Source organism: Rhizobium sp. NPDC090279 (genome assembly GCF_044769665.1).
Lineage (GTDB): Bacteria > Pseudomonadota > Alphaproteobacteria > Rhizobiales > Rhizobiaceae > Rhizobium.
The window spans coordinates 211,893-233,649 of sequence record NZ_JBIVYI010000005.1; the positions used below are offsets into that span (position 1 = coordinate 211,893).

24 protein-coding genes are annotated in these 21,757 nt (G+C 61.5%); 8 read left to right on the top strand and 16 right to left on the bottom strand.

The window, feature by feature from the left end:
- Positions 1 to 49: 49 nt before the first annotated feature.
- Both ACIQWP_RS14260 and recO read left to right on the top strand, forming a co-directional pair.
- Positions 50 to 532 (top strand): response regulator, encoded by a 483-nt coding sequence (locus tag ACIQWP_RS14260; RefSeq protein WP_402788187.1) that lies wholly within the window; start codon positions 50 to 52, stop codon positions 530 to 532.
- A gap of 58 nt (positions 533 to 590) precedes the next feature.
- Positions 591 to 1,370 carry a DNA repair protein RecO gene (gene recO / locus ACIQWP_RS14265; protein ID WP_402788189.1) on the top strand — a complete coding sequence of 260 codons (780 nt, stop codon included), beginning with the start codon at positions 591 to 593 and terminating at the stop codon, positions 1,368 to 1,370.
- 31 nt (positions 1,371 to 1,401) lie between these two features.
- Here recO and ACIQWP_RS14270 read toward each other — a convergent pair whose 3' ends face one another.
- From ACIQWP_RS14270 to ACIQWP_RS14280, 3 genes are all read right to left on the bottom strand, one after another.
- The gene (locus ACIQWP_RS14270; RefSeq protein WP_402788191.1) at positions 1,402 to 2,250 is read right to left on the bottom strand and encodes an MOSC domain-containing protein; all 849 of its coding nucleotides are present in this window, start codon (positions 2,248 to 2,250) and stop codon (positions 1,402 to 1,404) included.
- A 9-nt stretch (positions 2,251 to 2,259) separates the two neighbouring features.
- Positions 2,260 to 2,913, bottom strand: coding sequence for an HD domain-containing protein (locus ACIQWP_RS14275; RefSeq protein WP_402788192.1), 654 nt, complete (start codon positions 2,911 to 2,913; stop codon positions 2,260 to 2,262).
- Between the two features lie 70 nt (positions 2,914 to 2,983).
- The gene (locus ACIQWP_RS14280; protein WP_402788729.1) at positions 2,984 to 5,743 is read right to left on the bottom strand and encodes a DUF2339 domain-containing protein; all 2,760 of its coding nucleotides are present in this window, start codon (positions 5,741 to 5,743) and stop codon (positions 2,984 to 2,986) included.
- A gap of 294 nt (positions 5,744 to 6,037) precedes the next feature.
- Between ACIQWP_RS14280 and ACIQWP_RS14285 the strand changes: the two genes are divergently transcribed.
- From ACIQWP_RS14285 to ACIQWP_RS14295, 3 genes are all read left to right on the top strand, one after another.
- Entirely contained in the window at positions 6,038 to 6,382 is a 345-nt protein-coding gene (locus ACIQWP_RS14285; protein ID WP_402788194.1) for a hypothetical protein, read from the top strand.
- 150 nt (positions 6,383 to 6,532) lie between these two features.
- A complete protein-coding gene (locus tag ACIQWP_RS14290; RefSeq protein WP_402788196.1) occupies positions 6,533 to 7,045 on the top strand; it encodes a superoxide dismutase family protein in 513 nt (170 codons plus the stop codon).
- A 270-nt stretch (positions 7,046 to 7,315) separates the two neighbouring features.
- On the top strand, positions 7,316 to 7,948 hold the full coding sequence (locus ACIQWP_RS14295; RefSeq protein ID WP_402788198.1) for an EF-hand domain-containing protein: 633 nt from the start codon (positions 7,316 to 7,318) through the stop codon (positions 7,946 to 7,948).
- Positions 7,949 to 8,020: 72 nt separating this feature from the next.
- Here ACIQWP_RS14295 and ACIQWP_RS14300 read toward each other — a convergent pair whose 3' ends face one another.
- The 7 genes from ACIQWP_RS14300 to ACIQWP_RS14330 form a co-directional block, all read right to left on the bottom strand.
- Positions 8,021 to 8,539 (bottom strand): tyrosine phosphatase family protein, encoded by a 519-nt coding sequence (locus tag ACIQWP_RS14300; protein WP_402788200.1) that lies wholly within the window; start codon positions 8,537 to 8,539, stop codon positions 8,021 to 8,023.
- Positions 8,536 to 9,153, bottom strand: coding sequence for a YfbR-like 5'-deoxynucleotidase (locus ACIQWP_RS14305; protein ID WP_402788202.1), 618 nt, complete (start codon positions 9,151 to 9,153; stop codon positions 8,536 to 8,538). Before ACIQWP_RS14305 ends, ACIQWP_RS14300 begins: the two co-directional genes overlap by 4 nt.
- A complete protein-coding gene (locus ACIQWP_RS14310) occupies positions 9,150 to 9,989 on the bottom strand; it encodes a YgfZ/GcvT domain-containing protein (RefSeq protein WP_402788204.1) in 840 nt (279 codons plus the stop codon). The genes ACIQWP_RS14305 and ACIQWP_RS14310 overlap by 4 nt, the downstream gene beginning before the upstream one ends.
- Before the next feature lie 73 nt (positions 9,990 to 10,062).
- Positions 10,063 to 10,821: a hypothetical protein gene (locus tag ACIQWP_RS14315; protein ID WP_402788206.1), complete on the bottom strand. Its 759-nt coding sequence runs from the start codon at positions 10,819 to 10,821 to the stop codon at positions 10,063 to 10,065.
- Between the two features lie 16 nt (positions 10,822 to 10,837).
- Positions 10,838 to 11,095 (bottom strand): hypothetical protein, encoded by a 258-nt coding sequence (locus ACIQWP_RS14320; protein WP_034507811.1) that lies wholly within the window; start codon positions 11,093 to 11,095, stop codon positions 10,838 to 10,840.
- Positions 11,096 to 11,199: 104 nt separating this feature from the next.
- Positions 11,200 to 11,634, bottom strand: coding sequence for a TIGR02301 family protein (locus tag ACIQWP_RS14325; protein ID WP_402788731.1), 435 nt, complete (start codon positions 11,632 to 11,634; stop codon positions 11,200 to 11,202).
- Between the two features lie 94 nt (positions 11,635 to 11,728).
- Positions 11,729 to 12,148 carry an NUDIX hydrolase gene (locus ACIQWP_RS14330; protein ID WP_402788209.1) on the bottom strand — a complete coding sequence of 140 codons (420 nt, stop codon included), beginning with the start codon at positions 12,146 to 12,148 and terminating at the stop codon, positions 11,729 to 11,731.
- Between the two features lie 163 nt (positions 12,149 to 12,311).
- On the opposite strand from ACIQWP_RS14330, the gene ACIQWP_RS14335 reads away from it, so the two are divergent.
- Both ACIQWP_RS14335 and ACIQWP_RS14340 read left to right on the top strand, forming a co-directional pair.
- Positions 12,312 to 12,632, top strand: coding sequence for a YnfA family protein (locus tag ACIQWP_RS14335; protein WP_402788211.1), 321 nt, complete (start codon positions 12,312 to 12,314; stop codon positions 12,630 to 12,632).
- Positions 12,633 to 12,675: 43 nt separating this feature from the next.
- Positions 12,676 to 13,440 (top strand): SOS response-associated peptidase, encoded by a 765-nt coding sequence (locus tag ACIQWP_RS14340; RefSeq protein ID WP_402788213.1) that lies wholly within the window; start codon positions 12,676 to 12,678, stop codon positions 13,438 to 13,440.
- Positions 13,441 to 13,515: 75 nt separating this feature from the next.
- On the opposite strand, the gene ACIQWP_RS14345 is transcribed toward ACIQWP_RS14340, so the two are convergent.
- From ACIQWP_RS14345 to ACIQWP_RS14370, 6 genes are all read right to left on the bottom strand, one after another.
- Positions 13,516 to 13,656, bottom strand: coding sequence for a hypothetical protein (locus tag ACIQWP_RS14345; protein WP_402788215.1), 141 nt, complete (start codon positions 13,654 to 13,656; stop codon positions 13,516 to 13,518).
- Between the two features lie 328 nt (positions 13,657 to 13,984).
- Positions 13,985 to 14,845 carry a CDP-diacylglycerol--serine O-phosphatidyltransferase gene (pssA, locus tag ACIQWP_RS14350; RefSeq protein ID WP_402788217.1) on the bottom strand — a complete coding sequence of 287 codons (861 nt, stop codon included), beginning with the start codon at positions 14,843 to 14,845 and terminating at the stop codon, positions 13,985 to 13,987.
- 122 nt (positions 14,846 to 14,967) lie between these two features.
- Positions 14,968 to 15,666 (bottom strand): phosphatidylserine decarboxylase, encoded by a 699-nt coding sequence (locus ACIQWP_RS14355; protein WP_402788219.1) that lies wholly within the window; start codon positions 15,664 to 15,666, stop codon positions 14,968 to 14,970.
- 306 nt (positions 15,667 to 15,972) lie between these two features.
- Entirely contained in the window at positions 15,973 to 16,671 is a 699-nt protein-coding gene (locus tag ACIQWP_RS14360) for a phosphatase PAP2 family protein (protein WP_402788221.1), read from the bottom strand.
- Between the two features lie 130 nt (positions 16,672 to 16,801).
- Entirely contained in the window at positions 16,802 to 18,688 is a 1,887-nt protein-coding gene (locus tag ACIQWP_RS14365; RefSeq protein ID WP_402788223.1) for an ABCB family ABC transporter ATP-binding protein/permease, read from the bottom strand.
- Positions 18,689 to 18,895: 207 nt separating this feature from the next.
- Entirely contained in the window at positions 18,896 to 20,932 is a 2,037-nt protein-coding gene (locus ACIQWP_RS14370; RefSeq protein WP_402788225.1) for a LysM peptidoglycan-binding domain-containing protein, read from the bottom strand.
- Positions 20,933 to 21,087: 155 nt separating this feature from the next.
- Here ACIQWP_RS14370 and ACIQWP_RS14375 point away from each other — a divergent pair, with 155 nt between their 5' ends.
- Complete coding sequence (locus ACIQWP_RS14375) at positions 21,088 to 21,711, top strand: TIGR00730 family Rossman fold protein (protein ID WP_402788227.1); 624 nt, start codon at positions 21,088 to 21,090, stop codon at positions 21,709 to 21,711.
- Positions 21,712 to 21,757 lie beyond the last annotated feature (46 nt).

Genomic DNA, 21,757 nt, shown 5'->3' on the forward strand with positions numbered 1-21,757 from the left:
GAAGCGGTTTGGAGGCAAGGTCATGTCACAAGAGACTGAGCCGGCACGGATGGCGAAAGTCATCCATTCAATACGGGCCGATGATTGGCGCCGGAGGGATCGATGTGGGACATTTTACGGGGAGCGCCGGCCGGCGCCTTTATGCAAGGATGGCGTTGATATGACGTTTCAGCGCGTCCTTATTCTGGAAGACAATCTGATTATTGCCATGGAGGCTGAGGAAATTCTTCGCCTCGTGGGAATCCAGCAGGTCGAGATTGCTTCAAATCTGGAACAGGCGGTCAATGCTGTTCATTCCGAACATTACGACTTCGCGATGCTCGACGTTAATCTCGGGGAGTCCACGAGCTTTGGCTTTGCCCGCCTGCTGATGGAACGCGGTATTTCATTCGGCTTCGTCAGCGGCTATTCCGATACACTCGATTTCCCGGCGGATCTGCGGCATGTGCCGCTTTTGAACAAACCCTTCGACGAGCAGGCCATGCGCCTCTTCGTCGAGACGCTGGCGGGCGGCTCCTCCCTCGCCGTGTGACAGCGGCAGCCATTTGTCCTAAACTCGAATCGCAAAAATCTTTCGGGGCAGCCGGCCGATGCAGTGGCAGGACCATGCAATCATTCTGGGCGTAAAACGCCTCGGCGAGACCAGCGTCGTCGCCGAGGTGATGACGCGCGCCCGCGGTCGACATATGGGACTGGTACGATCCGGCCGCTCGCGCACGATGCAGCCCGTGCTGCAGGCCGGCAATCTCGTCGAGGTAACCTGGCGGGCAAGGCTGCACGAGCATCTCGGCGAATTTCGCATGGAGCCGGTTACGCTGAGGGCCGCGCGGCTGATGGAAACCGCGACCGCCGTCTATGGCGTGCAGGCGATGGCCGCATTGCTGCGGCTGCTGCCGGAGCGCGACCCGCATCCGCATCTCTACGACGCGCTCGACGTCATCCTGGAGAACCTGCAGAACCCCGCCGATGCCGGCGAGCTCTTCGTACGCTTCGAGCTTGCCGTGCTGAATGATCTCGGTTTCGGCCTCGATTTGACCGAATGCGCCGCAACTGGCGTGCGCGAGGACCTGGCCTTTGTCTCGCCCAAAAGCGGGCGGGCCGTCTGCCGTGCGGCAGGTCTGCCGTGGGCCGACAAGATGCTCGCCCTGCCGCCGTTCCTTTCGACCGGAGCCATGGTCGCCGCGGATAGGGAAAGCCTTTCCGCCGCCTTCCGCCTGACCGGCTTCTTCCTGCATCGCCACGTCTACGAACCGCGCGGCATAGAGATCGCCGCGGCGCGCGACGGCTTTATGCAAGCCGCACTAAAGGCGGTTGCCGTCGCTTCGCTGGATGATGGTATGGTAACGCCAGGCCTTATAGCCAAAGGCTGAATAGTGAAGCGCCCGCAAAAGGGGCGCTATTCTAGCGTCGCTTCAGCGCCCAGCCTTCCGGCCGCTCCTCGAGCACCGTCACCGTGTCGCCGATCTTCACCGTGCCTTCGCCGCGCGGCACCGTGTTCCAGCCGAAGAGCGGGCCGGGGACGCGCCGGTCGGCGGACATGCGGATGCGGCCCATGGCGGGCATGGGGTTCGGCACGTCGCGCGAGCCTGTCTGCTGATCCTGCGTCGTCATGATGCAGCGCGCGCAAGGCTTGACGAGATCAAGGCGGATGCCGCCGATCTCGATGGCCGCCCAGCGGTCTTCCGGCCATTCCTCGTCGATATCGATGACGATATTCGGGCGGAAGCGCTCCATGCCGACTGCGCCTTCGCCATGACCGGCAAGATTGGCATTCAGCGCCTTCAGCGAGCCGGTGGTCGTGACGAGGATCTGGTATCCGTCGGCAAAAGTCACAGGTGTATCTTCGCCCGCCCATTCCGGGCTGGCGACGCGTTCGGCAAGCCTGTCGAAGAAGACCATCCTGACCTCACGTCCCATCCAGGCCGACAAGGCCTTGTTGGTTTCATCATCGGCAACGGAGGCGTTGACGGCTGATTTCCAGACGACGACATCCATGCGGTTGTCGGGATGTGGCGGCGGCACGATGATGTCGGGTTTTCCCTCCATTTTCAGGCGCAGGTAGGAAGGTGCTGGCTGGATGTCGATCCGCGCCAATGCCTGCAATTCGCGCTGGGTAATGAAGTTGCCCGAGGGGTCGACCAGCATGGCGCGACGATCGCCCGTAAGACCGAATGCATCGATGGCGGCCGAGGAGATAGCGATACCGCGCGCACTCTTGAGGGGGTAGATGAAAAGATCGCTGACGCGCATGGATGACCCTCAGATTTCGTCGATGAACATTGCCAGCACGGTCTTCAGCCGGTCATGCCGTGCTTCGGCAAACCTGGCCCCGGTCTCGGTCTGGAACCCGTCCGCCAGTTTGAACAGCTTTGTCTCGAAATGGTCAATGGCGAAGCGCTTGTCGTCGAGCGGCCGCTCTGTCGCAAGCGGATCGAACGGATCGTAGAGACCGGAGCCGAGCCGCCCGGCAATGTAGAAGCAGCGTGCTGCGCCGACCATGCCGATCGCATCCAGCCGGTCGGCATCCTGCAGGATCTTTGCTTCCAGCGTTTCCGGCGGCAGGTTGGCGGAGAAACTATGCGTGGTGATCGCATGCGCCACGGCCGCGATATCCTCGTCCGCCCAGCCGAGTTGCCGCAGGATGCCCGAAGCCTTCTCCGCAGCGAGCCTCGACGCCTGGGCGCGATGTGGTGAGTTCTTTTCCACGGCAACGCAATCATGCAGCAGCACGGCGGCCGCGAGAATGCGGGCATTGCCGCCTTCTTCGGCCTGGATGGCCATGGCATTGCGGAAGACGCGCAGAATATGGGCAATATCGTGCGAACCGTCGTCGCCATCGGCGGCGTGGGGGATGAGATCCGCAGCCAGTGCCTCGAACGGGGCAAAGGCCCGCGCCATCTTGTCGGTCTCCATGATCGCATTCGCTCCAGATTGATCTGTCGGCAGTTGCCTCCGTCCTACCGGGCGAAAGGATTCGCCGCAATCACTCCGTCGCTTTCTTGCGCGTCAGGATCTTCTGGTAGAACAGGCCGATGCCGATCAACACGGCGCCGAGGCCGATGAAGGACAGCGCCCGCAGGAAGCCTTCGAGGTTTGCCATATCGATGAGGAAGGCCTTGACGACGGCGATGAAGACCAGCACCGCCGAGGCGATACGCAGGCTCCGTGCCTCGAAGCGGGCGCCGAGCCCGAGAAGCGCAATGCCGATCAAAAGCCAGACGACGGAATAGGAATAGAGTTCGCCCTGGATGAAGCCGTTCCAGAAGGGAATATATTCGCCCTGCCAGAGGCGGCGTACCGACAAGGTTGCCCATGCAAAGGCCATGACGGCCGCCGCGACGGCCAGCATGCTGACATAGGGCAGGGGGCGCCGGTTGCGCGCAAAGAGCGCCAATCCGCCATAGGCGACGGCGGGCAGAAGATAGGCAAGCAACAGGAGATTGAAGAGCGGGATGCGGCCCGTGCTCTCGCCCGTGATGAACGGGTTCAGCCCCAGCAGATGCAGGGTGAGGATCATGACGACAGAAATGACGCCGAGCGCCATGCCGCCATAGCGGAAGACGGGGCTTGCCGCGCTCAGATCGAGGGCCATCAGCGTCGCGGAGGCACCGATCGCCAGCAGCGTGTAGATCGACTGTTCGCCGAGCGTCGGAACGGCATCGTTGAGGACGCCGCCGTTCATGGCATGGCGCACGAGGATGGCAATGGTCAGCAGCACGAGGACGCAGGCGAGCGCCTGCAGGGCGTTGCGCAGCCGCAGGCTCGGTGCATGACGGGTGATGAAGGCCGCAACGACCGCAAGCGCCGCCGGTATGCCGTAGCCGGCAAGCAGCATGTTGAAGACCGGCGTCGTGCCGAGCTCCGAGGGATCGACGATCGTCGGCTGCCAGGCGATGCGCCCCATGGCGATGACCAGCGCGGCAACCATTGCCCATGGAAGGACGGGCCAATTGCGCAGGCGCCCCGCCAGCAGATAGACGATGCCGAGAACCGGCAGCAGGATCGTCGCGGTGGCATGATGCGCAAGCGTGTGCAGGGCAAAGATTGCAGCGGCGAAGGAGCCGGCGGTGAGGATGTTCGTCGGCAGGTTCAGCCCTTCGCCCGCCTGCTGATCCTGCCATTCGGCAACCGCGATCAGCACGAGGGCCAGCCCGATGCCGTAAAGCCCATGCAGCCAGTCGAGCGTCCAGTTGCCGAAGTTGACGAAGCTGATCGTGGCGATCGCCAGCGGCGTGGCGGCCATGACCAGGCTCCAAAGCGCGGCATAGGCTTTCTCCTGCCTGGCGAAGCGTCTTAGGAAGAAGGTGCCGATCAGCACAAAAAGAGCGCCGAGGCCGAGCAATTCATAGAGTACCACGCTCTGCAGGCTGACGGTGCCGTCCGTGGCGCCGGCATCGAGACCGGCGATCCAATTGGTCAGAACGCCAGACGCGCCGACGACGGCGATGACCGCCGACAGGATCGTTGCCCAGGCCGCGTATAGGCGGCCGGCGCCGAATGCCGCAACCGCCGCAACAATCGCAGCGAACATGAATGTGGCATCGACAATGGGATATCCCTGTTGAAGGCTGTAGGTGATGAGGCAGAGCGACACCGCAAGCGCGCCGACCGCTGCCGTCAGCGTCATGCCGAGCGGCTGCCGGACCAGAAACGCCGCCCATTCCGTGCCGGCACCCAGTGGTGGACGCGCGTCTTCGGCCAGCGCCGTCGCGGTATCTTCCCCCACAAGCTCGGAGATCGGGTAACGCCCCGGCCAGAGGAAGATGGTGCCGCCGATCATCGCCAGCATGGACAGCTTAACCGGCGTCAGATCGACGGCGGGGCTGAAGGTGACGTAGAGGAGGGGCCAAAGGCTCAGCAGCCCGTTCGCGAGGGATGGGGCGATCAACCAGCGACGCAGGCGCGAGGCCAATAGGGTCGCAAGCCAGGTCAGAACGAGATAGCCGAACAGTACCCAGGGCCTCGGCGCGGTCGAAGCGATCAGGGCAGGGGTCGTCATCGACGCCAGAAGGCCAAGGCCGGCAAGCGCTTGTCCGTGCAGCAGTGATAACCCGAGTGTGGCGAGTGAGATGAGGCCGAGGAGAATGAAAGCCGTGGCCGGCCCGATGAACCCGTAGATGGCATGCGCCGCATAGGTGGAGCCGAACAGGGCGACGACACCGGCTGCCGTCAGCACGCCGGGGATCATCGCATTCTGGAAGGCGTTGTTCAGAACCGGGGCGGCACGGCGGCGGATGGCTTCGCCGGCGGCGATCAGCGCAAGGCCGAAGAGCGCCGCAAGGACAAGCCGCACGCCGGGGCTGAGAAGGCCGCTCTCGATCGAATATTTGACCATGAAGATGCCGCCGAGCGCCAGCGCGATGCCACCGACCCAGACGGCCCAGCGCGCTCCGATCGTGCTCTCCAGGCTTTCCTTCGCCTGCGCAGGTGTCTGGCCTGCAAGAGGAGCGGCCGCTTCCTCGAATGTATCCGCGGTGCTGCGCGCGGCGAGGGCGGGCGCTTCGATATCCGTCTCTGAAGCATCCTCGATCGCGGCTTTCGCCTCATCTTCGATCGGCTCTTCGGCGGCATGAAGCACGCTATCTGTCGTGGGAATCGATTCGTTCGCAGCCGCTGTCGGCACCTTGCCCGCGAGAGCGTTCTGCAGCTCCAGAACGCGCGCTTCCAGCTGCCTTATCCTTAGGTTGTGGCCTCGCAGTACCAGGATACCGACGACCAGGATGACGAGCGGCAATAATTCCATCATGTCCCCTCCATGGGCGATCCGCCGTACCATATACGAAACCGCCAGCCCGGTAAGGTTAGATAGTCAGATTCCCCTATGATTCCAGTGGATTATGCTGATCGACCCCATAAGGGATTGCAAAGGAGATATTAGGAAAACCGGATTTACGAATTGAGAACTATGGTTAATACCCATTAATAATTAGTCTTTACCGACAGCGCGAAGCAGCTTAATAGAGGTTCGTAGTTTAACTCTGAATGTATTGCGTACAAACGACGTCGCATGAGGCGGCTCCTACCTCAGGAGGTTTGTATGTCCCATGTTTCTTCCGTATCCAGCACCTATCCGTATCGCGGCACGCTCTCGCGCCTCGATGCGAATGGCGACGGCCTTTTGAGCCAAGAGGAACGTTCCGTGGACGAGCGTCCCGGCATTCTTATGGCCGACAATACCGGCAGCAACGCCACCGCCGGCAGCTCGAACAACGCCGCATTGAGCAGCCTGATAGCCAAGCTCATGCAGTTGCCGAGTTCCGATGCCACTTCCACGGCCAAGTCGCCGGAATCCAACGTCACCTTCGACCTGGATCTGCTGACACCGATGGATGCTTATAACGGCACCTACGGCCAGTATGACACGAATAGCATAGCGGCCTGAAAGGCTGCATTGCATGATGATATAGGTGGCTTGCCGGGATACCGGCAGGCTGCCTTATCGTTTTGATGTAGGGTCATTTTTTCCATTCGCCGGAACACACGCGCCTGCCATGCGTTGGACAATTGCCACGCAGAACAGGGAGGGCGTTCCATGACGCGGATGATGATCGTTGCAATTTTTGCTCTTGCCGCAGCCGTGCCCGCGGCAGCGCAAACCCAAAGTCAAAACACCGCCACCGCAGATTTTGTCGGCCTCGACGGCAAGCAGGCCGGGCGGGCGACGCTGACCGAAGGCAAGAAGGGCGTTCTGATCGAGATGGAAGTAACCGGCTTGCCGGTCAATCGCTGGGTCGCTTTCCATATCCACGAGAGTAGCCGTTGCGATCACACGCACGGCTTTGAGTCGGCCGGTGGCCATTTCAACCCTACGAAGGCGGAACACGGCTTCCTGGCCGCCAATGGGCCCCATGCCGGCGATATGCCCAACCAGTATGTCGATCAGGACGGCAAGCTGCGCGCCCAGGTCTTCAACAACATGGTATCGCTGAACGGCAAGAACGGCATCCGTGGCCGCACGCTGATGATCCACGCCGACTCGGATGATTATCGCAGCCAGCCCGTCGGCGGTGCCGGCAAGCGTCTGGCCTGTGCCGTCATTCAATAGGAAGGCGGCCACTAAAGAGCGAAAGTGATTCGAGCATTGGGACGGCGGGCGCTCAAGCAACGGTTGTTCCGGCGGTCTGAGCGCCCACCGCCAATATGATTCGAAGCCTGTCAATTATGGTTAATGATGAATTAACACCGATCTTTAACCGACAGGACAAAACAACCTATCCTATCTGCAGATGACTAAGCGTGCCGGGGTCTATCAAACACGCGATGGCATTTGCCGTAGGAGATTCGGATGAGCGGGGTTTCTTCAATTGGAAGCAGCATGACGGCTGCCTCGTACAGTCCCCTGGATAAGAATCAGGATGGCGTCGTGGATGCCCAAGAGCTGGAGGCGGCGGCGCAGTCCGGCCTTCTGTCGGCGAGCATCGCCAACGACGAGAATAGCGACAGCAGCAGCGATCCAAGCGCCACGGACGTCTTTTCCGGCAACCTGGCGTCGATGCTGTTGCAGATGCAGCAGAACAGCCAGTCAAGCAGTTCCACGTCGACGGACGGTTCGTCTAGCGAATCCCCCGTTGACCAGCTGTTTGCCAGCCTCGATACCAATCAGGACGGCGCGATCTCGCAGGATGAGTTCGTTGCCGGGCGTCCGAAGGACATGAGCGAAAGCGACGCGGAGAGCCTGTTCAAGAGCCTGGATACGCAGAATGCCGGCTCGTTGACGAAGGATCAGTTCGCCGAGGGCCTCGATGTCCTGAAGTCGTCGGATGCTTCCGCCGCCGACATGCTGTCGCTGGAGCCGAGCACGAGCGACAACAATCCAACGGATTCGGCGACGATAGCCAAGGATCAGGCGCTGGACGTTCTCCTGAACGACATGCAGAATCCGTCGTCGCTTTATCAGAACACCTACGGCCAGTATGACTCGGATCAGACGGATGGCGTCGCCGCGTGATCGCGGTGGTCGATTGTCACGAGGCGAACGGAGATTGCGAAACGCAGTCTCCGTTTTTCATGCGCTATTGCATTACACGGTCAGCGACAGCGTGAAGGGCGCATTGCCGTCCGCATCCGCGCCGCGGCCGATCTCCTTGACTGCGGCAACCAGGCGCCCCTGGCGCCCGAGCATGTCGTCGCCGATGGCCACCAGTCGAGCATTCGGCGTAGCGAATGGCGAGCTTGCGCGCAGACGACGCACCAGCACCAGATCGTCTTCCTCAGGGTGAACCGCCAAGGCAGCAATCAGCGCTGCCGCTGGCGAGCGCGAGACGCCCATCCAGCAATGGATCAGCAGAGGCGCGTTTCGATCCCAGCCGATAGCAAAATCGATGATCGCTCGAACATGCGCCTCCTGGGGGGCGATGAGATCGCCGGTTCCGGCAAAGCTGATGTCATTCATATTGAGGAGCAGATGCCGGTCCGCGTTGATGACGGCGGGACGATGAAAGCTTTGCTCCTTGGCCATGAGGCTGATCATTTCGCGGGCCTTATGGCGAACGGCCATTTCGGCGATGCGCGCCAGCGGCGATACGACGATTACGGTCACGCACCGATCCTCATGGCGGCGCGCTCGGCCTCGATCGCCTCGAAGCGCTCGAGGAACAGCCGTTGCGCCTCGATCGCCGGCACGGGATCGATCGGCAGCATCTCGCGCGTGATATCGCGCGGCTGGCCGAAGAACTTGCGCGCTTCATCGGGCGTGAAGCCGGCAAGCAGCGTCGCCTCGAAATAGGCCGAGACGGTGTCGGCCTTCTTGATCCTTTCCTTGAGCTGCGGCGCGCAATGCGGGGGCAGGGCAAAGCGCCGGTAGATCGCCGCCTCGAGCCGCTTCTCCACGACCTTGTAGTCGCCGCCGACGACTGACTTGAACGGCGAGATCATGTCGCCGATGACATATTCCGGAGCGTCATGTAGCAGTGCGGCAAGCAGTTCGTCGGGCGTTGCCGGATTGAGATGGCGAAAGATCGCTTCCACGACCAGGCTGTGCTGCGCCACCGAAAAGGCGTGATCGCCTGAGGTTTGCCCATTCCAGCGAGCAACGCGGGCAAGCCCGTGCGCGATGTCGCCGATCTCGACATCGAGCGGCGACGGGTCGAGAAGATCGAGCCTTCGCCCGGATAACATGCGTTGCCAGGCGCGCGCCGTCTTGGCTGATGTCATGCCGACGCCTCGTCGGCGCGGGCGGGGAAGGAGAGGCTGGACCATGCCGGTAGCGAGACGGTGACGTCAACATCGCCAGCCTTTATCGCCGTGCCCCCTGCAATGGCTTCGCCGGCCCGGTCTATGCGGACGATGGCCAGGCCCATGCTGCCGGCGATCGAACCGAGCGTGCCGATCGGCTTGCTGCCGACAGTCAATTCCGTGCCGGAGGGGGGCAATTCGGAGCCGCCGTTGACGATGACGACGCGCCTGCGGGCCGTGCCGCGATGATGCATGCGGGAAATCACCTCCTGGCCGATATAGCAGCCCTTGCGGAAGCCCAGGCCGCCGTTCAGATCCATCAGTACATCGTGCGGGAATGCGTCCTGCAATGCGAAATCGCGGCCGGAAACGACAATGCCGTTGGCGATCCGCAGCGCGTCATAGAGCGTTTCGGGGTCGCTGCCGTGCTCGCCGGGCGTGCGCGTCAACACAATTCCCGCCTTGGCGAAGCGGCTGTCTCTCGGGCCGTCCGTTGCGGCATCTCCCCACGCGACCGTGACGCCCTGGGCGTTCTCGTCGGCGAAATCGACCTTGGCGCGCAGGCGATACATGGTGAGCCGCTTGAGCAGGCCTTCGCGCTGCGCCACGTCGGTTTCGATGAGAAAGCCGGGACCATCCCGCCAGATCATGAAGTCGAACAGGATCTTGCCCTGCGGCGTCAGCAGCGCGCCCGGGCGCGCTTCGTCGGCGCCAAGCGAGGCAAGATCGGTGGTGATGAGATTGTGCAGGAACGTCTCCGCTTCCGCGCCGGTGATGCGGATGAAGGATCGCTCTCTCAGAAATACGGCTGGCATGATGGTTCCGCTGATTTGGCCTATCACGCAGAGGTAGGGCCTTCGGCGGGGAACCGCAAGTTCCCCCGCCGGATCATTCGCCCGAGGTGAAGAATTTCCAGCGGCCGTCCGGCGTAATGCCGACGCGATAGAAATTATAGCCGCCGAACTCCAGCATGTCGGCATAGTCACCGGCCGTCACGATGCGCATCAGATCGACCTTCTCGGGCGTGGAGAGCGTCTTGATGTCCTTCTCGGCGAAATAGGGCCAGACATAGACTTCGTCAGGGGTTCCCTGGCCGACATGGGCAAAGCCGGTCGACATGATGTCGAGAAGGATGGACAGGATCTCGATGCCGTCGGGATCGCCCGAAAGGTCGTGCAGGGTCTTGATCGGATCTTCGCCGGGATCGTCGGCGGTAACCTGCGTCTGTTTGAGGCCGGCTCCGATATTCATCAGCGGGCGCAGGCGTTCGAGATCGCCGGAAGCGGCAGCCTCCACGATCGCCGCACGCAGCTTCTTCACCGGCTCTGGCGCCTTGTCGATATCGAAAAGGAATTCGACCGATTTATTGGCGTTTGAAGCATCGCCGCTGCTCTGGCCGGCCTGCTTGTTGATCAGCGGATCGGGCATCGGCAGCGCATTGTTGGCGGGTGCTTCCAGCGCCTGCTCGATCGGCTTCTCGTTCTTCTGCTGTGCGGATTGTGCGGTATCTTTCGCCTGGGGGGCTGGCGGATTGAGCTGAGAGAAGGCATTGGCCGATAGCGGCAACGCCGTGCTGCCCAACAACAGGGTTACGGCAGCAAACGAGGCAATGGAACAGGTAAGCGCATTGCCTGGAAAGATACGCATAAGCAATCTCTGAGTGTTATTGCAGGGTACGGTTCGGAGAGAATTCGCCAGCGAGCATGCGTTCACGCAGCGATTCGAGCAAGGCTTCCGCGCCCTGTTCCCCTTGAATCCGGATCGTCTCGCGAATCGCATGGGCAATGGCTGCATCGGCGATGATTTCCGGCTCGATGCCATCTGCCATGCCGTCGGCCCAAGCTTCATTCTGGTATTCCAGCGCTGCCTGCATCTTCTCATGAACGATCATGTCGTCGATTTCGTTCAGGCTGGTTTCCATTGTTTCTTTCCTCGAGACGTTCATGTCCTTACCACTTACTTAATAACTCTATCAGCCTTTTCCCGAAACGACACGGCTCGGCACGAAAAGAGGTTAATAAATCGTCAATTTCCAAAGCGTGCGGTGATTTCTGTTGCCAGTGTTGCACCTTCGTTACGGTATCGCTCTTCCGCGACGCGGGCCTGTGGCGTGCAATTCGTGTAAACCGATGCAAAGGATCGATACCCACGGTTGAAGGCGGCGGTCAGTCTTTCTTTTCGTTTCGGCTCGCTCTTGGTTTCCGTGTCGAGCAGGTGCTGCATGTCGCCGCGCCATCCGTCTTCCCCTGTCGGGCTGCAGAGATTGCGCAGATAGTCGATCGAGCCGAGAATTTCGGAGAGCCGGGACAGCTGCTCGTCATAGGGAGTGGGCTGCTCGGCATTCGCGCTATCGGCCGCCTGCGCCGGCGGTACGCTTGCTGCTGGCTGCGCGGCCGCGGGAAAGGCGGCGGCAAGCGCGATGCAGATCAGAAGCGGTCGGCCAAGGCTGTTATGAATCATGTAACCATGTTGACCGGACAAGCATGACGGGAACAAGGCGGGGAGGGTGGTTTCCACGCCGATATTGCTCAGCATCGTTAATTTCGGGGCGGAGCTATGCGTTTGCTGCAGCAAGCCGTTCCACGCATTCGAGCACGCTGGCCGGGACGGGGAGCGTGCGCACTTCCTCCAGCGTGTACCAGCCGATGGCAGCCGCATCGTCGGCGGCTTCGGCAACGGCGTCCTCCTCGGCATCCACGAGGAAGACCGAGAGCAGGAAATGGCTCGTCAGCGTCCCGTCCGCAGCGTGGGAGCGCAGGTCATAGGTTTCGAACAGGCGCGGATTGCGTGCGGTTATGCCTGTCTCTTCCTCGAATTCGCGCAGCGCTGCCTCGGCCGGTGTTTCCCCTTCCTCGGCCCGCCCGCCCGGAAAGGCATACATGTCGGCGGAGGGCGGATTGCTGCGCAACACCAGCAGGAAGCGGCCGTTGCGTTCGAGAATGGCGGAGGAGGCGGGGCGTGGAACAGAGGTCATGGATCGCTTTGCATCCGGATGAGGAGATCGATGTGCGACGACGACGGCCATCGGCGCCCAACCTCTACAGGAAACGATGCTTGCTGTCCTCCGGGAAAGCCTCTTAACTCACTCCCGGCCGGGGCGATGATTCTTGACGCGCCGAATATAGGGGCGATCACAGATGATCTACGGGTTATATGTCTTGGCGGCGCTTGCCGAAATCGCCGGCTGTTTTGCCTTCTGGGCGTGGCTGCGCCTGGCAAAGCCGGTCTGGTGGCTGGCTCCCGGTCTGGTGTCGCTGGCACTCTTTGCCTGGTTGCTCGCACTGGTGCCGAGCGAGGCGGCCGGACGTACCTATGCGGCCTATGGCGGCGTCTATATCGTTGCCTCCATTCTCTGGCTCTGGCTCGCCGAAGGACGCCTGCCGGACAGATGGGATATTTCCGGCGCCGTCATCTGCCTGGTCGGCGCGGGGATCATTCTCCTCGGACCGCGCGGCTGATCTCAGGCTTGACCCGTCGCCCTGCGGGTGCAAAACAGGCTCCATGTGCGGACGTTTTGCTTTGACATCGACGGCAGACCATGTGGGGGAAGCACTAGGCGTCCTGCTGAACGAAGGTTTTCCCGCGCGCTACAATATCGCGCCGACCCAGCCGATCCTCGTCGTCATATCGGGCGAAAGGCAGCTGCAGGGCAGCAATCTGCCGGATCGTCGCGCGTTGCTCGTGCGCTGGGGCTTCTTGCCCGGATGGGTGAAGGACCCCAAGGAATTTCCGCTGCTGATCAATGCCCGGGCGGAAACGGCGATCGGCAAGGCCTCGTTCCGCGCCGCCATGCGCCATCGCCGCATCCTCGTCCCGGCATCCGGCTTCTACGAATGGCACCGCCCTTCGAAGGAAAGCGGCGAGAAGCCGCAGGCCTACTGGATTAGACCTCGCAGCGGCGGCGTCATCGCCTTTGCCGGGCTGATGGAAACCTGGTCGTCCGCCGATGGTTCGGAAGTCGATACGGGCGCAATCCTGACGACTGCGGCAAACAGCGCGATCCGATCCATCCATGACCGCATGCCCGTTGTCATCAAGCCGGAGGATTTTGCCCGCTGGCTTGATTGCAAGACGCAGGAGCCGCGTGATGTCCTCGATCTGATGAAGCCGGTCCAGGAGGATTTTTTCGAGGCGATCCCGGTTTCGGATCGTGTCAACAAGGTCGCCAATATGGGACCGGACGTGCAGACACCCGTAACACTCGTTCCGGTCAAGACGCCGCCGAAGAAGACGGATTCCGATGACGGCCAACTAAGCCTTCTCTGAGCGGCCGCCATTCGGCGGCCAGCGACCGGACATGCTGCCTGCCGATATTGGTCGGCGGCGGTCAGGGCCGTATTCTTAAGCGAGCTTCTTCTTGAGAGGCTTGGCCTTCAGCATCAGATGCGCTGCAAGAACGGCTTTCAGGGCCAGCGGGCGATAGTGCTTGCTGGGGTCGATCTTTGCTTGCGGTTGTGCCGGTTGGTCTTTCTTCTGCGTCATGTTTCACTCCTCACCATGCTCCCCCGGAGCATTTCGCGATTCACAGTCGAGTAGTGCTTCTTGTCGTAAATCATGACAAATCGAAGGCGTTTTCCAATCAGCTTTTGTAAACAACGACCATATTTCGAGAGATTAGCGCCGAATCCTCGTGTAGAATCCACACTGCCGCAATGTTCGAATCCGCTGAAATGCCGCGCCGGGGCAGACTTGCCATGCGTCAGACGGCCACCCATCAAGCCTTCGATTGATAAGGGAAATTTACAGACTTGCGGTTGCAGGAGGCCGATGCCGTCAGAGGCCTATCGCGCGTCAGGTAGAGATGCAGGCCCTAGATATGCCGGCCGATGTCGTCGTTGGAATCGTCGACATTGGGATCGGCTGGACCGTTGATGGTGTAGGTGCCGTATTTCTTCGCCCAGGAGCGGGCGCCCAAGGGCAGGGACAGCAGATAGGCGGCGACGGTCACGACCATGACGTGCCAAGTATAGCTCATCAGCATCGCCACATAGACGACGAGAGCGAGCATGATCGGCAAGACCAGGTCACGCCTGACGCCGTTGCCTTCCGTCTTGCCGGACCAGACGGGCAGGCGGCTGACCAGAAGGAAGCCGATAAGCACGGTATAGGCAGCGCTCCAATAGGCGAAGGTCTTGTCTGGCGTCAGTCCGAGGAAGCCGAGGTAGACCGGCAGCAGCACCAGCATGGCGCCGGCCGGTGCCGGGACGCCGACGAAATATTCCGACTGCCAGGACGCCTTGTGTTCGCGCTCGGCCATGATGTTGAAGCGAGCAAGCCGCAAGGCGGCGGCAATGGCGTAAATCAGGGCGGCAATCCAGCCGAGCGACCGAGCCTGATCGAGCAGGAAGACATAGACGACCAGCGCCGGTGCGACGCCGAAGTTGACGATGTCGGCCAGTGAATCCATTTGCGCGCCGAATTTTGACGTGGCTTTCATCAGCCGTGCCACACGCCCGTCTACGCCGTCGAGGAAGGCCGCGACCAGCACAGCGACGACGGCAAGCTCATAGCGGCCTTCGAAAGCGAGGCGAATGCCCGTCAACCCCGCGCAGATGGCCAGCACGGTGATCATGTTCGGCACGATCAGCCGCAACGGGATCTCCCGCAGGCGCGGTCCGCGCGCTTCATCGTTGGGCCCATGCGGCTCGAAAGGCGGAAAAGGCGTCTTCATCTCGCTCGTGTTCCTAGAGCAATTCCAGCAAAAGCGCGAAGCGGCTTTGCGTCCGGAATTGCGTGAAAACAATGGTATAGAGCATTTCAGCGCCTCCGTTTAGGGCGGAAATGCGCTCGGGTTCAGCTGCGGCGGCTCATGGTTGCGCCCTTTGCCGAACCGAATTCGGCAATGACGGTTTCGCCGGCGATCGCCCGCTGGCCGACGGCAACACGCGGCGAAGCGCCTTCCGGCAAGAAGACATCGAGGCGCGAGCCGAAACGGATCAGGCCGATGCGCTCGCCGGCATCCAGCGGCTCGTTCGGATGGACGAAGCAGAGAATGCGGCGGGCGACGAGGCCGGCGATCTGCACGACGCCGATCTCGCCATGCTTCGTTTCGATGACGAGGCCGTTGCGTTCGTTCTGTTCGCTCGCCTTGTCGAGCTCGGCATTGAGGAAGCTGCCCTGACGATAGGCGACGTTGGTGATGCGGCCGCGCATCGGCGAACGGTTCACGTGGCAGTCGAAGACATTCATGAAGATCGAGACGCGCAGCATCGGCTGGCTGCCGAGGTTGAGCTCAGCCGGCGGCACCACCATCTGCACGCCGGAAACCTTGCCGTCGGCTGGCGATATCGCCAGATCATCATCCTGCGGCGTCATACGCTCTGGATCTCGGAAGAAGTAGGCGCACCACAGCGTCAGGATCAGGCCGATCCAGAAGAGCGGCTTGAAGACCCAGCCGAGCACCAGCGACGCGACGAAGAAACCTGCAACGAAGGGATAGCCCTCCTTGTGTACGGGAACGATGACGTTGCGCACGCTGTTCAACAAGCTCATCTATGGCCTACTCCGTTAGGGCACTCCGCCAAGAACCGGGTTCCGGTTGCCGGGAGGGATCATGCCAGTCAAAAGAATGAGAACAAGATAAGCGGTCTTGTTCTGATTACCAGTTGAGCGTGACTACAGGCAAACTCTGTCATGGGCAATGCTTTGGCGGGCTCGCCCCCAGCGCAATCCGCGCGAAAGCAAGATACAACGATCCCTGGTTGTAGAATATGGCCCAACTAAGCCAGTGCAGGCGGTAAAGCGAAGGCCGCCGTTGTTGAGCGGCGGCCTTGCATGTCCTGCATGCTCGGGCTGAAATCAGAGCCCGAGAGCGGCGCGCAGCTCTGCCTTGGCGCCTTCATACTCGGACTTGTAGTCGTCATGCGTCATGATGGTTTCGGCGATGACGGTGCCCGCAATGCGGCCGGCTTCGATGTCGGAGGCGTAGTGGATGCCGCCGACGACGCGGTTATGGCCGTATTCCCAGGCGCGGGCCATGATGACGGGACGCTTCTCGGGCACCATGTTCGCAAGCACGATGCCCATCAGCGTGCCGAGCGTGGTGTGACCGGACGGATAGGAGCCGGACTTGGAGAGGGGCACGATCGGCTTTACGAGATCGCTGTAGAGATGCGGGCGCGGGCGCTTCCAGACATCCTTGGCCGGATCGACGACAGCGCCTTCGGTCTCGACGATGCGATCGAAGAAGGCCGAGAACTTCGGCAGGTTTTCCTTGGTGAATTTCGGATTGTCGATGACGTCGGAGAAGCGCCAGACGTTCTCTTCCGCATCGGCAACGGCGCGAGCGGCCGCTTCCGGGGTGCGGGTGACCTGGATCGTCAGGATTTCGCCGAGCTCGGCCTTCATTTGCGCCGAATCATTGGCGGGCGGCGGCGGCAGCAGGTTGAGGAGATTGATCTCCTTGGCATCCGCGAATGGCTTGGCGTCATCGGCAAAAACCGGCGAAGCAAGGCCGACGACGAGCAACAGGCTCAAAGCTTTGGCAAAAGTACGCATTTTGGGGCTCCCTATATGTGAGACCCGTACCTAGCAAGCTGTTATCTCAGCCTCGTGACAACAGCCGGTGCATAACCGCATAGCTCCATGCTTACGGTGGGTGGTGGCGTGGCGCTCGCTATTTGCTTTCTCAGCTTGCCGGTGCCAGCCTGTTGACCACGCCCAGGTCGTCATTCTCACGCACCTGCTTCAGATGCTCCTCGGCCTGCGTTGCCTCGCGCTGGCGGCTCCACATGGAGGCGTAGAGCCCATTTTGCGCCAGCAGGTCGGCGTGCGTGCCGCGCTCGGCAATGACGCCGCTTTTCAGCACGATAATTTCGTCTGCGCCGATGACGGTCGAGAGGCGGTGCGCAATGACGAGCGTCGTTCGGTTCTTGGAAACGACGTCGAGAGCGGTCTGGATTTCGCGCTCGGTGGTCGTATCGAGCGCCGAGGTCGCTTCGTCAAGGATCAGAACCGGCGGCGACTTGAGGACGGTGCGGGCGATCGCCACGCGCTGCTTCTCGCCACCGGATAATTTGAGGCCACGTTCGCCGACTTTGGTCTCGAAGCCTTCGGGCAGATGGCGGATGAACTCGCCGATCTGCGCGATTTCTGCGGCCGCAGTCACCTCCGCATCGCTCGCACCTGGCCGGCCGTAGCGGACATTGTAGGCGATGGTGTCGTTGAACAGCACGGTATCCTGCGGCACCATGCCGATGACCTTGCGCAGGCTTTTCTGCGTGACAGTGCGAAGATCCTGGTCGTCGATGGTGATCGTGCCGCTCTGCACGTCGTAGAAGCGATAGAGCAGGCGCGACAGCGTGGATTTTCCGGCACCCGAAGGTCCGACCACGGCGACCGTCTTGCCGGCCGGCACCTCGAAGGAAATGCCCTTGAGGATCGGCCGCGCCGCATCATAGGCGAAATGCACGTCCTTGAACGAGATCGCGCCATTGCCGATGATGAGCTCCTTGGCGTCGGGTGCATCGACCACCTCCGGCCTGACCTCGAGCAGATCGAACATCTCTTCGATGTCGGTCAGGCCCTGACGTATCTCGCGATAGACGAAGCCGATGAAGTTCAGCGGCACCGAGAGCTGCAGCAGCATGGCGTTGATGAAGACGAAGTCGCCGACCGTGTGATGCCCGTTGAGGACCGACCAGCCCGACATGACCATCATGACTGTCGTGCCGAGGCCGAAGATCACGCCCTGGCCGAAGTTCAGCCAGCCGAGCGACGTCCAGACGCCGGTCGCGGCCTTTTCATATTTCGCCATCGACTGATCGAAGCGCTTGGCCTCCATCTCCTCGTTGCCGAAATATTTGACGGTTTCGAAGTTCAGCAGCGAATCGATCGCCTTCGTATTGGCGTCGGTGTCGCTGTCGTTCATCGTCCGGCGGATGGAGATGCGCCAGTCGCTCGCCTTCACCGTGAACCAGATGTAGAGCCAGACCGTGACGGCCGTCACCGCGAGATAGGAAAAGCCATAGCCGCGCCAGAAGATGATGGCGGTCAGCAAGAATTCGATGAAGGTCGGAAACGTATTGAGGATCGTGAAGCGGACGATCGTCTCGATACCCTTGGTGCCACGCTCGATGACGCGTGACAGGCCGCCTGTCTTGCGTTCGAGGTGAAAACGTAGCGACAGCTCGTGAATATGCACGAAGGTCCGGTAGGCGAGCTGGCGGACGGCATATTGGCCGACGCTTGCAAACAGTGCATCGCGGAGCTGGTTGAGCCCGAGCTGAATCAGACGGGTAATGTTCGTGGCGACGATCAAGGCGATGGCGCCGACCATGAATGCCGGCAGGATGCCCTGCATGTCGAGCTTGCCGTTCAGCGCATCGACGGACCATTTGAAAAAATAGGGAACCAGCAGCAGGAAGAATTTCGAGACCAGCAGGAAGACGGTCGCCCAGACCACCCGCATCTTCAGGTCCATGCGGCCGGCAGGCCACATGTAGGGCCAGAGATTGACGATGGTGCTCAACGGATTGCTGGAATCCGCCGATATGGTCTTCTTGCCGTCTGCCATGTCCGTCTCCGGCCAAAGATAGAAGCAGCCGGGCGCAGCAACGAATGCGCGGCCGACTGGGAAGCCTTCGCAGCCAAGGCATGGCCGTTGCGTGAAGGCGATGAGGGTCGGGCGACGCTTATACTATTTTTATCCCGTATAAAAGCAGGGGCCAGGCGTTGATGGCGCCTGGCCAATGGCAATGTTCACGATGGACGGTAGTTGCCGCTAGAGATGCTCGCCCGAAAGCCGCTTGCGGTGAAGCTCCTCGGCATTCGGCAAGGCATCCTTCGGCAGGCCGAAGACCTGGCCCGGCAAGATCCGGTCCGGATTGTTGATCTTGTCCTCGTTGGCCAGATAGATGGTCGTGTAGCGCACGCCGGCGCCATAGATGCGGCGCGAGATCTGCCAGAGCGTATCGCCGCGGCGGATGATGACGGCATTGCTGTCCTGCGACAGCGGCGCCTGCTCGAGCGTCTTCGGGCCGTTGTCGCTGGAGGATACCTCCGCATTCGGCTGCGCCGGCGCGGTCTGGACGGGAGCCGTGATGACGGCGATCATCTGTTCCAGGCCGGGAAGGGCGGCACCGATCGATTTCGGGTCATTGGGCAGGGTGACAAGAGCGGCAAGCGCCTTGGCGGCAGCGCTGGAGGCATCGGCCGCAGCCTTCTTGAGTGCTGCGCTGGCGGCGATGGTCGGGCGGAATTCCGACAGCGACTTCAGCGCGATTTCCGTGCCGGATCGCGCGGCCGCGAGCTGCTCCGCATTCGGTTGCTTGCCGTCGGTAAAGAGACCCTTGAGCAGAGCGAAAGCCTTGCCGGCGCCTTCCCTGAGTTTGGTAAGCTCGGCTTCGTCGAGCGGCACCATGCTTGTCGCAGCCGCCTGAGCGCTGGCGGCAGCCGGCGTCTGCGCCGCGACCGTCACCTGATTGCCCTCGGGGCGCGTGAAGTTGACACTGGTGCGCACGACGACCCTGCCGGCGCCGTCGAGCACGTCGACGCGGATCTTGTGATCGCCGACGGCAAGCGGCATCGGTCCGTCGACGACGAAATGACCGTCCGCGCCCGCAACGTTCTCGCCGATGAGCTTTTCATCGGCGTAGGCGCGCACCTTGGCATTCGGCTTCGTGGTGCCGGCAACGAAGATATGGTTGTTTTCGATCTCCACGGCGTTGACCACGACGTCCTCGCCCGCATCCGTCTTCGCAGCCGGCGGTGTTGCTGCGCCGGCGGCCGGGTTGGCGGATGCGACCGCCGTGCCGTCCTGCTGCGGCTTGGCATCTGGCTTGGCCTGCAGGTCGGCAGCCGGAGCATCCTGTTCGCCGGAGGCTACGCGGCCCTGCTTGGCCGAGGGTGCCGTGATGATGCGGCTTGCCGTGCCCGGCTTCGAAACCATGGCGAGAAGCTGCGTGGAATCATCCTTCGGCACCGAGACGGTCGCGACTTCCTCGGAATTGACAGGCTTGCCGTCCTTGCCTGTGGCACGCAGCACCAACTCGTGGTCGCCGGGCGGCAACGGATTGTCGAGCACGGCGGCAAAATCGCCGCTGGGGCCGACATTGGTGGTCGTGACGACCTTTTCGCCGTCGACGATTTCCAGCTTGGCATTCGGCTCGGCCGAGCCAGCGATAACGGTGGAGCCGTCCGGCTCGACACGCAACACGTCGAATGATGGTACGCGAGGATTGGCAGCAGCGTCGGTCCCAGGCGCCGGCTGACCGGTCAGCGCTGCGAAAGCCTTGTCGATCGCCGCACTGGCTTCTGCGGCATTGTCAGGCAGAGATTGGATGATGGCGAGCGCCTTGCCCGCGCCGTCCTGCGCTTTCTTCACGATCCCCGTCGTCGCCGCGTCGATCCCCTCGGGAAGCGCAAATCCCACGATCGATTGCAGCGCGGTGATCGCCTTCGTCTTCGCAGCCGTGAAGATATCCTGGGCTGGTGCGCCGCCATCCTTGAACAGCGCCTTGAGATCGGCGAGCGAGGCGGTTGCCGCACCCGTCAGGCCTGTCAGCTTCTGGGCGAGGTCTGCGGTGCTGGCGGCGGTCGATACGACATTCTGCGTGGCCTTGGTCGCGTTCTGGGCGGTCTCGCCTGCCTTCTGCGCGTTTTCGTCGATCGTATTCTTCACCGCGTCGCCGGCCTGATTGACAGCATTGCCGATCGGGCTCTTGTCACCGTTGATGCGCGGCATCACGAAGAAGACCATCAACAGGGTCGCAACCACCAACACCAACAGAGCCAGCCAACCGGCACGGTTCTTCATCATCATTCATCTCCACGCGGCGAAGTCGTCGCAACTCCTGAAATTGCTAGCGATTTCGCCTGCTTTTACAAGCTTTCTCAGCCATTTTCGCATGTTCCGACACAAGTTTTCCTTTGAAAAATCTTGACTGAGCATCTGCAGCATAGTTGTTTGCATCCATGACCGACGATTCTGCGCCAATTCGATCCATTTGCGTTTATTGCGGCTCACGGCCGGGGCGCGATCCCTCCCATATGGCTGCCGGCCGCGAACTGGGCAAAAGCATTGCCGAAAATGGCCTGCGCCTGATCTATGGCGGCGGTACGAAGGGCATCATGGGCGCTGTCGCGAGCGGCGTGCTATCGCACGGCGGTCAGGTCACCGGCATCATTCCGGAATTTCTCGTCGATATGGAAGCGACGCGCCATTCGCTCGGGCAACTCGACGAACTCATCATAACGCCTGATATGCATACGCGCAAACATGGCATGTTCGAGCGCGCCGACGCTTTCGTGGCGCTGCCGGGCGGTATCGGCACTTTGGAAGAGATCGTCGAGATCATGACCTGGGGTCAGCTGGGCCGCCACGAAAAGCCGATGGTCTTCGCCAATATCAACGGCTTCTGGGACCCGATGATGGAACTCATCCGCCATATGACGGAAGAGGGCTTCGTCCATACGACCCACCGCGTCCAGCCGCTCGTCATCGACAAGGTGGCGGATATCGTTCCGGCCATCCGCAAACATGCTGCCGAGACCCGTGGCGACCGCAGCGGCGAAGAGGCCGTCATCTCCAAGCTCTAAAAGCAATTCCAGGAAAAGTGCGCAGCGGTTTTCCGTCCGGAATTGC

Excerpts from the sequence above, each read along its gene's own strand:
- ACIQWP_RS14305 (WP_402788202.1), bottom strand. The coding sequence starts at position 9,153 with ATGACATCAGCCAAGACGGCGCGCGCCTGGCAACGCATGTTATCCGGG.
- ACIQWP_RS14280 (WP_402788729.1), bottom strand. The coding sequence starts at position 5,743 with ATGGAATTATTGCCGCTCGTCATCCTGGTCGTCGGTATCCTGGTACTG.
- ACIQWP_RS14340 (WP_402788213.1), top strand. The coding sequence starts at position 12,676 with ATGTGCGGACGTTTTGCTTTGACATCGACGGCAGACCATGTGGGGGAA.
- ACIQWP_RS14335 (WP_402788211.1), top strand. The coding sequence starts at position 12,312 with ATGATCTACGGGTTATATGTCTTGGCGGCGCTTGCCGAAATCGCCGGC.
- ACIQWP_RS14330 (WP_402788209.1), bottom strand. The coding sequence starts at position 12,148 with ATGACCTCTGTTCCACGCCCCGCCTCCTCCGCCATTCTCGAACGCAAC.
- pssA (WP_402788217.1), bottom strand. The coding sequence starts at position 14,845 with ATGAAGACGCCTTTTCCGCCTTTCGAGCCGCATGGGCCCAACGATGAA.
- ACIQWP_RS14270 (WP_402788191.1), bottom strand. The coding sequence starts at position 2,250 with ATGCGCGTCAGCGATCTTTTCATCTACCCCCTCAAGAGTGCGCGCGGT.
- ACIQWP_RS14345 (WP_402788215.1), bottom strand. The coding sequence starts at position 13,656 with ATGACGCAGAAGAAAGACCAACCGGCACAACCGCAAGCAAAGATCGAC.
- ACIQWP_RS14260 (WP_402788187.1), top strand. The coding sequence starts at position 50 with ATGGCGAAAGTCATCCATTCAATACGGGCCGATGATTGGCGCCGGAGG.
- ACIQWP_RS14295 (WP_402788198.1), top strand. The coding sequence starts at position 7,316 with ATGACGGCTGCCTCGTACAGTCCCCTGGATAAGAATCAGGATGGCGTC.
- ACIQWP_RS14370 (WP_402788225.1), bottom strand. The coding sequence starts at position 20,932 with ATGATGAAGAACCGTGCCGGTTGGCTGGCTCTGTTGGTGTTGGTGGTT.
- ACIQWP_RS14285 (WP_402788194.1), top strand. The coding sequence starts at position 6,038 with ATGTCCCATGTTTCTTCCGTATCCAGCACCTATCCGTATCGCGGCACG.
- ACIQWP_RS14320 (WP_034507811.1), bottom strand. The coding sequence starts at position 11,095 with ATGGAAACCAGCCTGAACGAAATCGACGACATGATCGTTCATGAGAAG.
- ACIQWP_RS14355 (WP_402788219.1), bottom strand. The coding sequence starts at position 15,666 with ATGAGCTTGTTGAACAGCGTGCGCAACGTCATCGTTCCCGTACACAAG.
- ACIQWP_RS14325 (WP_402788731.1), bottom strand. The coding sequence starts at position 11,634 with ATGATTCATAACAGCCTTGGCCGACCGCTTCTGATCTGCATCGCGCTT.
- ACIQWP_RS14290 (WP_402788196.1), top strand. The coding sequence starts at position 6,533 with ATGACGCGGATGATGATCGTTGCAATTTTTGCTCTTGCCGCAGCCGTG.
- ACIQWP_RS14365 (WP_402788223.1), bottom strand. The coding sequence starts at position 18,688 with ATGGCAGACGGCAAGAAGACCATATCGGCGGATTCCAGCAATCCGTTG.
- ACIQWP_RS14275 (WP_402788192.1), bottom strand. The coding sequence starts at position 2,913 with ATGGAGACCGACAAGATGGCGCGGGCCTTTGCCCCGTTCGAGGCACTG.
- ACIQWP_RS14375 (WP_402788227.1), top strand. The coding sequence starts at position 21,088 with ATGACCGACGATTCTGCGCCAATTCGATCCATTTGCGTTTATTGCGGC.
- ACIQWP_RS14360 (WP_402788221.1), bottom strand. The coding sequence starts at position 16,671 with ATGCGTACTTTTGCCAAAGCTTTGAGCCTGTTGCTCGTCGTCGGCCTT.
- ACIQWP_RS14310 (WP_402788204.1), bottom strand. The coding sequence starts at position 9,989 with ATGCCAGCCGTATTTCTGAGAGAGCGATCCTTCATCCGCATCACCGGC.
- recO (WP_402788189.1), top strand. The coding sequence starts at position 591 with ATGCAGTGGCAGGACCATGCAATCATTCTGGGCGTAAAACGCCTCGGC.
- ACIQWP_RS14315 (WP_402788206.1), bottom strand. The coding sequence starts at position 10,821 with ATGCGTATCTTTCCAGGCAATGCGCTTACCTGTTCCATTGCCTCGTTT.